Source organism: Pseudomonas sp. P5_B2, assembly GCF_056400445.1.
Window position 1 is genome coordinate 1 of record NZ_JBFULH010000081.1, and the last position, 14,393, is coordinate 14,393.

Annotated in this window: 13 protein-coding genes; 10 read left to right on the top strand and 3 right to left on the bottom strand. The window is 59.3% G+C overall.

Translation table 11 applies throughout. The features are described 5' to 3' along the window. The 4 genes from AC1DRJ_RS10150 to AC1DRJ_RS10165 all read left to right on the top strand — a co-directional run. The coding region (locus AC1DRJ_RS10150; protein WP_477802018.1) for a LuxR C-terminal-related transcriptional regulator at positions 1 to 401 on the top strand (401 nt) is incomplete at its 5' end. A 78-nt stretch (positions 402 to 479) separates the two neighbouring features. After that, positions 480 to 2,027, top strand: a complete 1,548-nt coding sequence (locus tag AC1DRJ_RS10155; protein ID WP_477802019.1) for an efflux transporter outer membrane subunit — start codon at positions 480 to 482, stop codon at positions 2,025 to 2,027. A 2-nt stretch (positions 2,028 to 2,029) separates the two neighbouring features. Beyond that, on the top strand, positions 2,030 to 3,157 hold the full coding sequence (locus tag AC1DRJ_RS10160; RefSeq protein WP_477802020.1) for an HlyD family secretion protein: 1,128 nt from the start codon (positions 2,030 to 2,032) through the stop codon (positions 3,155 to 3,157). Then, positions 3,147 to 4,175, top strand: a complete 1,029-nt coding sequence (locus AC1DRJ_RS10165; RefSeq protein ID WP_477802021.1) for a DUF2955 domain-containing protein — start codon at positions 3,147 to 3,149, stop codon at positions 4,173 to 4,175. Before AC1DRJ_RS10160 ends, AC1DRJ_RS10165 begins: the two co-directional genes overlap by 11 nt. On the opposite strand, the gene AC1DRJ_RS10170 is transcribed toward AC1DRJ_RS10165, so the two are convergent. After that, a complete protein-coding gene (locus AC1DRJ_RS10170; protein ID WP_477802022.1) occupies positions 4,160 to 4,615 on the bottom strand; it encodes a hypothetical protein in 456 nt (151 codons plus the stop codon). The two genes, AC1DRJ_RS10165 and AC1DRJ_RS10170, sit on opposite strands and share 16 nt — an antisense overlap. Before the next feature lie 155 nt (positions 4,616 to 4,770). On the opposite strand from AC1DRJ_RS10170, the gene AC1DRJ_RS10175 reads away from it, so the two are divergent. From AC1DRJ_RS10175 to paoC, 4 genes are all read left to right on the top strand, one after another. Beyond that, on the top strand, positions 4,771 to 7,155 hold the full coding sequence (locus tag AC1DRJ_RS10175; RefSeq protein ID WP_477802023.1) for a DUF3772 domain-containing protein: 2,385 nt from the start codon (positions 4,771 to 4,773) through the stop codon (positions 7,153 to 7,155). Between the two features lie 121 nt (positions 7,156 to 7,276). Further along, positions 7,277 to 7,918: an aldehyde dehydrogenase iron-sulfur subunit PaoA gene (gene paoA / locus AC1DRJ_RS10180; RefSeq protein WP_477802024.1), complete on the top strand. Its 642-nt coding sequence runs from the start codon at positions 7,277 to 7,279 to the stop codon at positions 7,916 to 7,918. Beyond that, positions 7,915 to 8,871, top strand: a complete 957-nt coding sequence (locus tag AC1DRJ_RS10185; RefSeq protein ID WP_477802025.1) for an FAD binding domain-containing protein — start codon at positions 7,915 to 7,917, stop codon at positions 8,869 to 8,871. The genes paoA and AC1DRJ_RS10185 overlap by 4 nt, the downstream gene beginning before the upstream one ends. Further along, positions 8,868 to 11,063, top strand: a complete 2,196-nt coding sequence (paoC, locus tag AC1DRJ_RS10190; RefSeq protein WP_477802026.1) for an aldehyde oxidoreductase molybdenum-binding subunit PaoC — start codon at positions 8,868 to 8,870, stop codon at positions 11,061 to 11,063. The genes AC1DRJ_RS10185 and paoC overlap by 4 nt, the downstream gene beginning before the upstream one ends. Before the next feature lie 8 nt (positions 11,064 to 11,071). Here the strand turns inward: paoC and AC1DRJ_RS10195 are convergent, their stop codons facing one another. Continuing rightward, on the bottom strand, positions 11,072 to 11,548 hold the full coding sequence (locus AC1DRJ_RS10195; RefSeq protein WP_477802027.1) for a (R)-mandelonitrile lyase: 477 nt from the start codon (positions 11,546 to 11,548) through the stop codon (positions 11,072 to 11,074). 104 nt (positions 11,549 to 11,652) lie between these two features. Between AC1DRJ_RS10195 and AC1DRJ_RS10200 the strand changes: the two genes are divergently transcribed. Together AC1DRJ_RS10200 and AC1DRJ_RS10205 are read left to right on the top strand one after the other, a co-directional pair. Continuing rightward, entirely contained in the window at positions 11,653 to 12,546 is an 894-nt protein-coding gene (locus AC1DRJ_RS10200) for a LysR family transcriptional regulator (RefSeq protein ID WP_477802028.1), read from the top strand. 111 nt (positions 12,547 to 12,657) lie between these two features. Next, on the top strand, positions 12,658 to 14,082 hold the full coding sequence (locus tag AC1DRJ_RS10205) for an MFS transporter (protein WP_477802029.1): 1,425 nt from the start codon (positions 12,658 to 12,660) through the stop codon (positions 14,080 to 14,082). 27 nt (positions 14,083 to 14,109) lie between these two features. Here AC1DRJ_RS10205 and AC1DRJ_RS10210 read toward each other — a convergent pair. Continuing rightward, positions 14,110 to 14,393 (bottom strand): helix-turn-helix domain-containing protein (locus AC1DRJ_RS10210; protein WP_477802030.1); only part of this gene is annotated, 284 nt, incomplete at its 5' end.

The window sequence follows — 14,393 nt, forward strand, 5'->3', positions numbered from 1 at the left end:
ACCCGTCGCTTAAGGTCCTGATGCTGAGCATGTACGACAATTACGAATACGTGAGCGAGTCGCTTCGTGCGGGCGCCAGTGGCTATGTACTGAAAAATTCTCCGTCGCGGGAAATCATTGCTGCCATCGAAGCCATTGCCAGCGGCGGTACGTTCTACAGCGCCGAGATTGCCCAGCGGCTCATCGCCGATAAAACCACGGACAACGAGCTCACGCCGCGCGAGAGCCAAGTGTTGTACAAAATGGCCCAGGGCCTGAACAACAAGGAAATGGCACGCGAGCTGGACATTAGTGTGCGGACGGTCGAAACCCATCGCTTGAGTATCCGTCGCAAACTCAATATCGACAAACCCGCGGCGCTGGTCAAATACGCGATCGATCACGGGATTATTTCGCGTTAATAAAAAAAAACGCTGACCGCTCGACAATTCTCTCGGACGTCTATGCTCCAGTAATCTTTCTTGGCTGGACACAGCGCAATGCCTTCAGGTCTATCCCTTAAGTTGCAGCCAGGCCGTCTCTTACTGCTGGGGTCACTGGCCCTGAGCGGTTGCATTCAGTTGGGGCCGAACTTCCAGCCACCGGCTGAGGAGTGGATCAAAACATGGGACACCCCTGCCCTCGAGCAATCCAGCCAACGCGGACCTAATCCGGATCTGCGACAGTGGTGGCAAATCTTCCGCGACCCGGTGCTCAACAAACTGATTGCACAAGCGGATGCTTACAACTCCAGCCTTAAAATTGCCGGTTTGCGTGTCATAGAGTCCCGCGCCCAACTGGGTATTACGCAAGCCGGGCTGTACCCGCAATTCCAGCAAGTCAGCACTGACAATTTGTACATTGATCGTCACCAATATGGTGGCAACAATCCGCAGGACACCAATTTGTGGCAACACAGTGCCGCGTTTGACATTGGCTGGGAGCTTGACTTCTGGGGGCGTTTCAGTCGCGCCATCGAGTCGGCCGATGCGGCTTATTTTTCCGCGCAGGCCAACTATGAAGACGCCCTGGTATTGCTGCGCGCCCAGGTGGCGGACACCTATTATTTGTTGCGCACTACAGACTCCCGTTTGCGCGTCGCCCGTGAAAACGCCGCGCAGCAAAAGCGCAATTACGAGATCACCGAAAAACTGTTCATCAGCGGCCAGGATGCCGAACTCGATCTGCAACAGGCCAAAACCCAATACCTGGGCACGTTGGCCAGTATTCCCAATCTCCTGGACCAGTTGCAACGCACGCGTAACGCCTTGGCCGTGCTGATCGGGCAACCACCTGGCAGCCTGCCACAGGTGATCGATAACAATACCCTGGTCCCGCTGGTAGAACGCGCCGTGCTGCAAGATGTACCGGCCAACCTGCTGCTGCGTCGGCCTGACGTACGCGCAGCCGAACTCAACGTCGCCGCCCAAGGTGCGCTGGTCGGCGTGGCCGAAACCGATTTCTATCCATCGTTGACTCTACTTGGCAGCATTGTCTGGTCGGCGGACTCTATCAGTGGCACCTCCAACAGCCTGGACCTGATCGGTGGTCCCAGTATTCGCTGGAATGTGTTCGATCACKGTCAGATCACCAACAATGTGCGCGTCCAGGACGCGCGGTTGCAGCAGTTGATTGAAGCCTACCGCGATAAAGTTCGTCAGGCCGCTCGCGAGGCCGATGACGCGGCCAATGGCCTGATCCAGTCGCTGGAGAGCGAACGCATCCTGCGCGACGCCGGAGGCGCGGCCGAACGTTCGCTGGTGCTGGCGAGCGTGCAATTCCGGGAAGGTTACGCTGATTTCCAACGGGTGCTGGACGCCCAACGCGCGCTGCTCCAACAACAGGACAATTACCTGCTCGCACGCGGTAACGCGGTCAGCAATGTCATCGCCCTGTATAAGGCCTTGGGCGGTGGTTGGTACACCGCCCAGCCGTATGTGGACTCGGCGACCCGCCACGTGATGGAAGAACGCACAGACTGGGGCAACATGCTTGAAGATCCCGCCGCCGCACTGCCCGCTTACCCGCTGCCAGACCAAGGAAAATAACCATGAGTGAAGCCTCGCAGCCCTCCCCCGAAGCCACCGAGCCGGTAGCGGCCGATCCGGTGAAAAAAGGCATCAAGTGGGTGTTGATACTGATCATCCTGAGCCTGKTCTGGTACTTGTTGGCCGACCGGTTCACGCCGTATACGCAACAAGCGCGTGTTGGCGCCTTAGTTATTCCGGTGGCGTCGGAAGTCGCGGGCAAGGTGATCCGGGTGAACGTCCACAACAATCAGATGGTCAAGGCTGGCGACGTGCTCTTTGCGGTGGATCCGGTGCCCTATCAGATTGCCGCCGATCGCGCCCGCGCCGACCTTGAGACAGCACGCCGGCAATTAGGGGCCAGCACCGCCGGGATTGCCTCTGCGCAAGCGGCATTGCGCGCTGCCCAAGCCAATGAAACCAAGGCGCGCCAGGAGAATCAGCGCCTCGAAGGGTTGTACCGTGAAGACCCGGGGACCATCTCCGTGCGCGTGCTCGAAATGTCACGCACCACTCGCGATGCGGCAGTCAGTCAAACCGCCGCCGCCCGCGCCGAAGTAGAACGAGCGAAAGAGACGGAAGGCGGCGGCGAAGACGTCAACGCCAAGTTGCGCAGTGCCGCTACGAACCTGTCAAAAGCCGAGCTGGACCTGGCCAACACGCAAACACGCGCGCGTTCGACAGGGCTGATCACCGACCTGCGCACCGATGTCGGGCAATTCGCCTCGGCGGGCGGCCCGGTCATGACTCTGATCACCATTCAGGACATCTGGATCACTGCCGACATGACCGAGAACAACCTCGGTCATGTCAAGCCCGACACACCGGTGTCCATTGTGCTCGACTCGATGCCGGGCGAAGTCTACTCCGGCCACGTACGCAGTGTCGGTTATGGCATCAGCGTCGGGCAGGCCGCCCCGCCCGGCACCTTGCCCGGCATCCAAAACAGTCGGGACTGGCTGCGACCAGCGCAACGATTCCCGGTGGTCATCGAGTTTTCCCAGGAGTCTTTGAACACGCTGCTTGGCAGTGGTGGCGTTCGTGCCGGTGGACAGGCTGAAGTCATGGCCTTCCCCTCGGAAGGAAATCTGCTCAACCCGATTGGCCGGTTATATTTAGGGCTGATGAGCTGGCTGTCTTATGCCTACTAAACGTTCCCCACGGGAGCAGCGTGCCTTACGGCTGGCCAGTGGTACGGCAATGTGCCTGGCCATCAGTTTCGGCCTGGCTTTGCCGATACCGTTTCTCGCGCCCGTGCTGTGCCTGATACTCCTGGCCTCGGTCAATCGCCCGCTCCCCTTCAAGGCGGCGATCGTTCTTGCGTTGGTCGCGATGCTGACCACCGGTATCGGCCTGCTCTTGATCCCGATCCTGCGCTACTACCCGGTGACCGGCGTGCTGCTGGTCACGGTCAGCCTGTTTTTGGTATTCCGCTGGGGACTCAGTGGTGGCAATAACCTGATCGTGACTTTGCTGGTGATGGGCCTGACCATGATTTCGTCAGCAGGCGTCGCCGAGTTCGAAGCGGCGGCAATGGTCATTGGCGCGCTGGTCAAGGGTTTGTTGATGGCGGTGATGGTGGTTGGGCTCAGTCACTGGATTTTCCCCGAACCTGCCAATGCGCCGGCGCCGCCCGCTGCCAAACCGCCGGTGGGCGAAGAAGCCAGTCGGATTGCGTTGCGTGCCACATTGATTGTGTTGCCGACGTTCCTGCTGGCCATGGTCGACCCGGCGAGCTATCTGCCGATTATCCTGAAAGCGGTCGGCCTGGGTCAGCAATGCAACACCACCAACGCCCGCAATGCCGGTCGCGAACTGGTTGGCGCCACCTTGCTCGGCGGCTTGTTGGCCATTGTGTTCTGGTGCGCACTGAGTCTGTTTGTGCACCTGTGGATGTTCTACCTGTGGACGCTGCTGTTCGGCCTGATACTGGCGCGCAAGCTGTATGCCCTGAGCCCGAGCCGGTTTGGTCCGGGGTTATGGCTAAACACCTTTATCACCTTGATCATTCTGCTGGGCCAATCAGTGCAGGACAGCGCTTTAGGCAAAGACGTCTACACCGCCTTCGCCGTACGCATGGGGCTGTTCATCGCGGTCACGCTGTATGCCTGTCTGATGGTCCGGTTGCTTGACCGGCAACCACAAGCGCAGGCTCAGGGCGTCACTTGATACCCCTTCCCTTGCAGGCAACTGGTATAGGCCGTTGATGTGGTGGCAGCGCTGGTTTTCTCATCAGCCCGGCGCTCCTGACGCTGCCGCGAACCGCCGACCACGACACCGGCCGCCGCCGCGCCTTGAGCTTGATTCTGCCGATACTCCTGCTTCACGTCGTCATTGGCGCCGTCGTAAAACTCGTCATGCTGACGCCCCCGCGATTCGGCTGCGACTGCCCCGGCCGCGGCGCCGACGGCCGCTCCACGCATCCTTCCTCCCGATTTAGAAGTGTCAGTCGAAGCCGACTGACTGGCTGCCACGCTATGGCATTCGTTGATGTCCAACTGGGTTTGTTGCGAACTCTGGCCCTTGGTCGGCACCACGGTTTCAGCCCAGCCTTGGGCAGATGACACCGACAACGCAACGCACAGGCTGATGGAAGACAACTTATGCATGATGACCTCCTGCGCGACATCCCGTGAGCTGTTGCCCACCGATCCCGCGTGTGATTAGGCATATAGCAGTGTAGATCATGAAACTTTTCGATCGTTTTGTACTGATGACCTAACCTCATAGGCTGAGTGACCAAAAAACGGAGCCGGGCACGCCTATGCGTCATACATTGAAGTCAGTGATTTTCGTCGCGCTCGCGCTGCTGGTACAAAGTGGCGCAACGCTGTCCGCTGCTGAACCGACACCGTCTTCAATCATTGCCTCAGAAGCTCCGCCGGTGGTGGTGTCCCGTAGTGAACTGCAAGAATTGCAAATGCGGCTGGACCTGATTAAACAACAGGTTTCAGTGGCCAATAACGTCACCCTGATGGTCGGCCTGCAAGATTCCGTCCAGGTGTTTATCAAGGACGTGGACACCCTGCAGTCATCGCTACTGCCCGAGCAAAAACAATTACAAGCTCAACTTGATGTGTTGAGCGGCCCCGTCTCGCTCGGCGATGTCGCGGTCGAGAAATCGGACATCACCACCCAGAGGACCGATTTTTCCGAGCAAAAGAAAACCATCGATGCCGCCTTGAAAAACCTGGCGGCCTTAAGAGCCAGCGCCGTCGAACTGCTGACTCAAATTGCCGCCATTCGGCGCAGCCTGCTGGAAAGCGAAGTTACGCTTCGCAGCGGCAGCATCCTGGCGCGGGATTTTTGGGAGCCGTTGATCAATCCGCTGATGGAAGATCGCCAGCGCCTCAACGACTTCATTGAACAGACCCATAACGCCCTCGCGGCCGCCTGGCAACCCGGCAAACGTCTGTCTACGGGCCTGCTGATAGTGCTGGCACTGGCCATCTGGATCTGGGGCCGCAGAGTGGCTGATAAGGGGCTGACCTGGATTTGCATACATCGACTGCCTATAGGACGATTGCGTCGAAGTGCGCTGGCGCTGGCGTCGGTATTTGCAACCGTGTTGAGCACTGCCTTTGCGTTGCAATTGGTATTTTATGCACTCACGCGACAACAGCCGTTGTCACCCATGATGCAGACATTCGCCGAAGAATTCGAAAAACTCGTTTATACCTGCGTCTTGATCACCGGGTTGAGCCGGGCAATGCTGGCGAACCAGCACCCCTCCTGGCGGCTACCGGATATCGCCGATTCCGTCGCCGAGGCAATAAAGCCCTTCCCTAAAATATTGGCCGCCACACTGCTGATATTGGTAACGGTGGCGCAAATCACCAATGTCACGGGCATGAGCGGCCCCGCCGTGGTGTTGGGACGAGGTTTGATCGCACTGGTAGTCACGGCGCTGCTCATCCTGTTGTTCCGCCGTGCCAGTCACGCCCAAAGGGAGGTGGTGGCCGCTGGTGAGGACACTGACACGGGTACCGCCCTGGCCGGCCTGATTTATTCCGGCACGGTTATCGCGCTGATTACCTCCATCTTTGCCCTGTTGATCGGCTACGTCTCCCTGGCAAGGTTCATCACCTACGAAATGGTCTGGGCGTTCATCATTCTGTCCGGCTTCTACATCCTTATTCAGTTGCTCAAAGACTGTTGCGAGTATCTGTTCTCACCCAAGAGTCCCAGCGGCAAGGCGATAAAACAACTGCTGGGAGTTGGCGATGTGCGGCTTGAGCAGGCCGAAGTCATCTTGTCCGGGGCCGGTCGTGCGGCGTTATTGCTGTTGGCCGTCATTTCTCTGTTTGTCGGTGGTATTGGCACCACGCTCGGGCAACTGGTCACTCAGGCGCTGTCCATTCTCGGCGGCGACGGCTTGCGCAAACTCAACATCATCCCGGGTCACTTACTCAATGCAATCCTGGCCCTGTTTGTTGGTATCTACCTGATCCGGGCACTTTGCCGCTGGCTCGATGACGAGTTCCTGCCGAAAACCAACATGGACCCTGGCATGTGTGCCTCGCTAAGCACACTGTTCGCCAACCTCGGTTACATCCTGGTGATTCTGCTGACGCTGTCATCGTTGGGCATCGAATGGACGAACCTGGCGTGGATCGTCAGTGCCCTGTCGGTGGGTATCGGTTTTGGCTTGCAGGAAATCGTCAAGAACTTCGTCTCTGGCCTGATCCTGCTGACCGAGCGTCCAGTCAAGGTGGGCGACCTGATCAGCATCAGCGGGGTCGAAGGTGATATCCGGCGCATCAACGTCAGGGCCACGGAAATACAACTCAGCGACCGCTCGATTGTCATCGTCCCCAACTCCCAACTGATCTCGCAAAACCTGCGTAACGTGACCCTGGGCGGCACTGCGCAAGGGGTCGCGACACTTGAACTGGTGTTCCCGCTGGACATCGACCCGGAACAGGTAAAAGACTTGCTGTACGACTGCTACCAGCAGAACGAAAACATCCTCGATAAACCAGCGGCCTTTGTCCGATTCAGCAAACTCAGCCCTGATGGTATCGTCTTGTCCATCACCGGTTACGTCAGCAGCCCGAGAATTGTCGGCGTCACCAAAAGCGACCTGCTGTTCGAGATATTGAAGCGCCTGGGGGCGGCGGGCATTGCACTGGCCAAACCGGGGGCCTAGGCCTCATTGATGAGCCAGGCTCATAACTATATAGACGAATTACGCAAAAACCTTTGCCGATCAGGCGGGTCACTCTTCTGTGAGACTTGGTAATGCCAACAAAACACAGGAATCGACTCCAATGGTCAACCGTGCCCCACTTCCGCTTTCCAGACGAACGTTCCTGATTGTTGGGGTCGTGACGGCGGCAACCATGGTGCTGCCGCCTTTCATCTCGGCCAAAGCCTGCGCTGCAAATGCCGCGCGGCCGATCAAGTCTGCCGTGACCCTGTCGGTCAATGGCGAACAGCGCGAGCTGGAGCTCGACACCCGCACCACGCTGATTGATGCGCTGCGCGAACATTTGCAGCTCACCGGCACTAAAAAGGGTTGCGACCATGGCCAGTGCGGCGCGTGCACAGTGATCGTCGATGGTCGGCGCATCAATGCTTGCCTGACGCTGGCAGTGATGCACGACGGCGCGAAGGTCACCACCATCGAGGGACTGGGCACGCCTGGAAAGCTCCACCCAATGCAGGCTGCGTTCATCAAACATGACGGATACCAATGCGGGTATTGCACGCCGGGGCAGATCTGCTCGGCGGTCGCGGTGCTGGAGGAAATCCGCGACGGCATTCCGAGTCATGCCAGTGACAACCTTATCGATGCGCCACAGCTTAGCGCCAGTGAACTGCAGGAGCGCATGAGCGGCAATATCTGCCGCTGCGGAGCCTACTCCAACATCATCGAAGCGATCACCGAAGTCGCGGAGGCCAACACATGAGGCCCTTCACCTACCTGCGTGCCAAATCTCCTGCCGAAGCTGCTGCGTTGGCGGCTCAGGTCGACGGCTCACGGTTCATCGCCGGCGGCACCAACCTGCTCGACTTGATGAAGCTGGACATTGAAATTCCCACGCACCTGATTGATGTCAACGGACTGGCGTTGGACCGGATCGAAGCCACGCCCGAAGGTGGCCTGAGAATCGGCGCCCTGGTCAGAAACACTGACCTCGCAGCCGATGCGCGGGTACGAAAGGACTATGCGCTGCTCACTCGCGCCTTGCTTGCCGGCGCTTCCGGCCAGTTACGCAACAAGGCGACCACCGCTGGCAACCTGCTGCAACGAACCCGCTGCCCGTACTTTTACGACATCAACCAAGCCTGTAATAAACGCCAACCCGGAAGCGGCTGCGCGGCCATCGGTGGCTTCAGTCGCTCACTGGGTATCATCGGCGTGAGCGATGCCTGCATTGCCACGCACCCCAGCGACATGGCCGTGGCCATGCGTGCGCTGGATGCACAGGTCGAAACCGTGCGTCCCGATGGCTCGACGCGCATGATTCCAATCGCCGATTTCCATCGTTTGCCGGGTAACACGCCAAACATCGAAACCACGCTGGCGGCGCATGAGTTGATCACCGCCGTGACATTACCGCCGCCACTGGGTGGCACGCACATTTATCAGAAGGTGCGAGACCGTGCTTCGTACGCATTTGCGCTGATTTCCGTGGCCGTCGTGATGCAGCAGGACGGAAGCGGCCGAGTCGCGCTGGGCGGTGTCGCGCACAAACCCTGGCGGGTGGAATCAGCAGAATCTGCAATGCCCGAAGGGGCGAAAACCGTAGCTGATCAGTTACTCACCGGCGCTACTCCGACCCCTGAAAACGCCTTCAAACTGCCTCTGGTCGAGCGCACGCTCGCTTCAGTCATGGCACAAGCGAGAGCCCACGCATGAAATTCGACACCCTCGCCACGACCAATCCCATCGACCAGATGAAGGTAGTGGGCAAGCCGACGACACGCATCGAAGGGCCATTGAAGACCACCGGTTGCGCGCCTTATGCCTACGAACAACATGATGTGGCAACGAATCAGGCCTATGGCGTGGTAGTCGGTTCGGCCGTCGCCAAGGGCCGCATTGTCTCCATGGACCTTGACGCCGCAGAGAGCGCGCCGGGCGTAATCGCGATTGTCACGGCCGCCAATGCCGGCAAGCTCGGTCAAGGCAAATACAACACCGCAACGCTTCTCGGTGGGCCTGACATCCAGCATTACCACCAGGCCGTTGCGCTGGTAGTAGCGGACACCTTCGAACAGGCACGCGCGGCTGCGCACCTACTCAACGTTCAGTACGTGAGCAGCGAGGGCGCCTTCGATCTTTCCAGTGCGCGCAGTGCCGGAAAACCCACCAAGGAGGTGCCGGACACTACGCATGGCGATTTTGCCGCCGCGTTCGCGCAAGCGCCGGTTCAGTTTGACGCGACTTATACCACCCCGGATCAGTCCCATTCGATGATGGAACCCTTTGCGTCGATAGCGGCGTGGACAGGTGATCAGCTGACCCTGTGGACCTCGAATCAGATGATCGATTGGTCGGTGACAGACCTTGCGACCACGCTGGGTATCGCGAAGAAAAACGTCCGCCTGGTCTCGCCCTACATCGGCGGAGGCTTTGGCGGGAAGCTGTTCCTGCGCTGCGATGCCGTACTTGCCGCCCTCGGTGCGCGCATGGCCGGTCGGCCGGTGAAAGTCGCGTTGTCGCGGCCAATGATGTTCAACAACTCGACCCACCGCCCCGCAACGATTCAACGCATTCGCATCGGCGCAACGTCGGACGGCAAGATCACCGCAATGGGTCATGAAGGCTGGTYCGGCGACTTGCCCGGCGGCAAAGTTGAAAATGCCGCGCAACCGAGCAAACTGTTGTACGCCGGGGACAATCGTTGGGTGGCGATGCGCTTGAGTACGCTTGACCTGCCTGAAGGCAACGCCATGCGCGCACCGGGTGAAGCACCGGGGCTGATGGCGCTGGAAATCGCCATGGACGAGATGGCCGAGAAACTTAACCTCGACCCCGTAGAGTTTCGGATCATCAACGACACCCAGGTTGATCCGGTCGACCCCAAGCGGCCCTTCTCCCAGCGACAACTGATCGAATGCCTGCGCACCGGAGCCACGCGATTTGGMTGGGACAAACGCCATCCACAACCGGGCACTCAACGCGAGGGCCGCTGGCTGGTTGGCATGGGCGTCGGTGTCGCGTTTCGCAATAACCTGCAGGTGAAGTCCGGGGCACGGGTGCGTCTGGATGCCAACGGAACGGTGACGGTGGAAACTGACATGACCGACATCGGCACCGGCAGCTACACGATCATCGCCCAGACCGCGGCTGAAATGATGGGCGTCGGCCTTGAAGACGTGGTGGTGCGGTTAGGCGATTCGAGCTTTCCGGTGTCCTCCGGATCTGGCGGCCAGTTTGGCGGCAATTGCTCGACGGCGGGCGTGTACGCGGCGTGCGTAAAACTGCGCGAAGCGGTGGCACAGCGACTTGGCGTCAGCGTGGAGGATGCGGTGTTTGCCGGCGGTGAAGTGCATGTGGGTGGCAACAGTTTTGCGTTGCACGACGCGGCAACCGCAGGCGAAATCGTCGCCGAGGACTCTATCGAATTCGCAGAGCTGAGCAAGAAGTTCCAACAATCGACCTTCGGCGCGCACTTTGTCGAAGTCGCGGTCGATAGCGCGACCGGGGAAACCCGTGTAAGGCGGATGCTGGCGGTGTGCGCAGCTGGACGAATCCTGAATCCGACGTCTGCGCGCAGCCAGGTGATCGGCGCGATGACCATGGGTGTCGGCGCAGCGTTAATGGAAGACCTGGTGGTCGATAAACGCCTGGGCTTCTTCGTCAATCACGACCTGGCCGGCTACGAAGTGCCGGTGCATGCGGACATCCCGCATCAGGAAGTGATTTTCCTCGACGAAACCGACCCGGCCTCCTCGCCTATGAAAGCCAAAGGTGTAGGGGAGTTGGGGTTGTGCGGCGTCAGTGCAGCAATCGCTAATGCGATCTACAACGCGACCGGGGCGCGTGTCCGGGAGTACCCGATCACGCTGGACAAGGTACTTCACGCATTGCCGCCGATGGTCTGATCAAGCCGTTATTGCGCGTGAGCGTAATCCGCGTCGCTGACCTGCTCCATCCACTCAACGACTTTGCCGTCCTGCACTTCGGCAATGGCGATGTGGGTCATGCTGTTGATGGCCGTTGCGCCGTGCCAGTGCTTGACGTTCGGCGCAATCCACACGGTGTCGCCCGACTTGATCATTTGCACCGGCTGACCAAGCGCCTGTACCCAGCCTGACCCCGCCGTGACAATCAATGTCTGCCCTAACGGATGCGTGTGCCAGGCGGTGCGCGCACCTGCCTCGAACGTCACCGTGGCACCGCTGACCCGAGCCGGTTCAGTGCCTTTGAACGGCGCATCCACACGCACCGTGCCAGTGAAGTAATCGGCGGGACCTTTGACGGAAGGTTGGGAACCATTGGGCGTAACAGTCAGCAAGGGAGTCTCCTGAGCATGTGAATCAAAAGCGAACAACGAAAGCGAGAGCGCGGTGACGGCAATATTTTTCATGGTGGTCCTGACTCAAGGCGTCGGTAAGTCGCACCAATTTACCCGCTACGCACTCCAAGGATTAGCCGCTAGAATCGGGTTAAACCTATGAGGGAGACTCATAAATGCTTCGGGAAAACGCCAATGACTTGCTCGCATTCCTCGCCGTGGCGCGTGAGCGAAGCTTTACCAAAGCTGCCGGCAAGCTGGGTGTATCCCAGTCGGCATTGAGCCATACCATTCGCGGGTTGGAAGCGCGATTGGGCCTGCGCCTGCTGACCCGCACCACCCGCAGCGTTTCGCCGACCGAAGCTGGCCAGCGCTTGCTGGAAACCGTGGGCCCGCACTTTGAAGAGATCGAAATTGAACTGGCGGCGCTGAACGATTTGCGCGATACACCGGCAGGCAAGATACGCATCAACGCCATGGACCATGCGCTGGAGTTCATCCTGTGGCCGGTCCTCAAACCGTTCCTGGCCAAATACCCGGACATTTCGGTGGAGGTCTGCTGCGATTACGGTTTCGTCGATATTGCCGCGCAGGGTTTCGATGCCGGAGTGCGCCTGGGCGAAGATGTGGCCCAGGGCATGATCGCCACTCGAATCGGGCCGGACATGCGCATGGCGGTGGTGGGATCCCCCGCCTACTTTGCCGATCGCACAATCCCCGCAACGCCACGCGAGTTGACTGACCATCAATGCAACAACCTGCGGCTTCCCACCAACGGAGGCTTGTACACCTGGGAGTTTAAAAAGGACCTGGAAAGCCTCAATGTCCGCGTATCGGGCCAGGTCACGTTCAATGGGGTGTATCAATTGCTGAATGCGGCGCTGGACGGTTTCGGGCTGAGCTACATTCCCGAAGACCTCGTGGCGCCTCACCTTGCGCAGGGTCGACTGGTGCAGGTGTTGAAAGACTGGAGCCCACCGTTTTCCGGTTTTCACCTCTACTACCCCAGCCGGCGCCAGGCTTCGCCCGCGTTTTCGTTGCTGTTGGAGGCATTGCGTTATCGGGGCTGACGCCATTCATGAGCCATGCTCATAGACTTAAGCGCTTTTAGTAGACTAATCATCACCATGCTCGGAACCTAAGATGGCGCTTTGCGCCGTCCCCCCGAGAAGTTACTGAACATGCCCCACACTCAAAACGCCCGCTTCAGCTCACGGCAGATCGCCGTGCTGATGGTGGTGCTCTGCAGCTACTTGATGATCGTGCTGGATATTTCCATCGTGATCACCGCCCTGCCGAGGATCCGCCAAACGTTCGATATGTCCACGGCCAGCCTGTCGTGGATGCAGAACGCCTATACGCTCGCCTTCGGCGGCTTGTTGCTGCTCGGCGCCCGGGCGGGCGACATCCTTGGCCGCMGACATATGTTCATTGTCGGACTGGGATTGTTCACCGCCGCCTCGTTGCTTGTCGCCGTGGCTCAAAACGCGCCGTTTTTGCTGACCGCTCGTGCGTTGCAAGGCGTCGGCGCTGCAATCCTTGCCCCCTCCACCCTCGCTTTGCTGCTAACCAACTTCGCCGAAGGTCACCAGCGCACTCGTGCCATTGCCTACTATGGTGCGGTGGCCGGCATGGGTGCCAGCGTCGGCTTGTTGCTCGGCGGTGTGCTGACGCAGTGGTTGTCGTGGCGTGTCGGCTTTCTGATCAATGTGCCCATAGGCATTGCGCTGATCTGGGCTGCCCGCCAATGCATACGCGAAACCGTGCTGCAAGCGGGCAAGTTCGATGTGACGGGAGCGGTGCTCTCCACGCTGGGGATGTCGACGCTGGTATACGGCATAGTGCGCTCGGCGATGTCCGGATGGAGCGATTCAATTACCGTCGCCAGCGTGTCGGGCGGCCTGTTGTTACTGACGTTTTTTATTATCCAGGAAGCGCGCGCCCATCAACCAATCTTGCCACTGCGACTGTTGACCCATCGCACTCGCGCTGGCGCCTACGCGGCACGCATGCTGTTTTTGGGCGGGATGATCGGTTTCTGGTTTTTCACCACACAGTACTTGCAGGAAGTGCTCGGTTTCACTGCGAGTGAAGCCGGTATGGCGTTTCTGCCCACGACTCTCGTGAACTTCGCCATCGCGTTGGCCGTGCCGCGATTAACCCTGCGATTTGGCAATGCCAGGCTACTGGTCGCCGGCCTCGGCGTTGCACTGATCGGCATGATCTGGCTAAGCGGCGTTAACGCGCACAGCCACTACCTGACCGCCGTCGCGTTGCCGATGATGCTGATCGGTCTCGGCCAGGGCGCTTGCTTGAGTCCACTGACGAATGCCGGCATGACCGATGTCGACCCTCGCGATGCGGGGGCCGGCTCAGGGATGGTCAACGTGGCGCATCAGTTGGGAGGTTCGTTAGGGCTCGGGATCCTGACCGTGGTGTTCGCTCACGGTGAAGCCTCGAATATCAGTGCGCCAGGAATATCGGCGGGCATTTCGGCGGCGTTTGTGGGTAGCAGCGTGATGCTGGGCCTGGCATTGATGTGCGTGGTTGTATTGATCATCAAGCCCGCCATTACGACCTCAAAGGTCCAGGTCGACCGCTCATGATGTTCCGTACACGCTGCTTGAGTTCAATCAGCGCTGACTGGCGCGCTTGAGTGTTTCGCTCGGCAACTCTTTGAACAACGCCCGATAGCTGCTTGAGAACCGCCCTAAATGCCAGAACGACCCATTCATTGCCACTTGCGCGACGGTAGTGTTGTGGGTGTTCGCGCTGAGTAGTTCACGACGGGCATTGTTGAGCCTTCGCAGGCGCAGCCAATAGGTCGGCGTCATCCCGGTAAAAGCCTTGAAGGCCTGCTGCAACTGGCGCAGCGACACCCCGGCGACCTGCGAAAGCTGCAGCAGGTTGAGGGTGT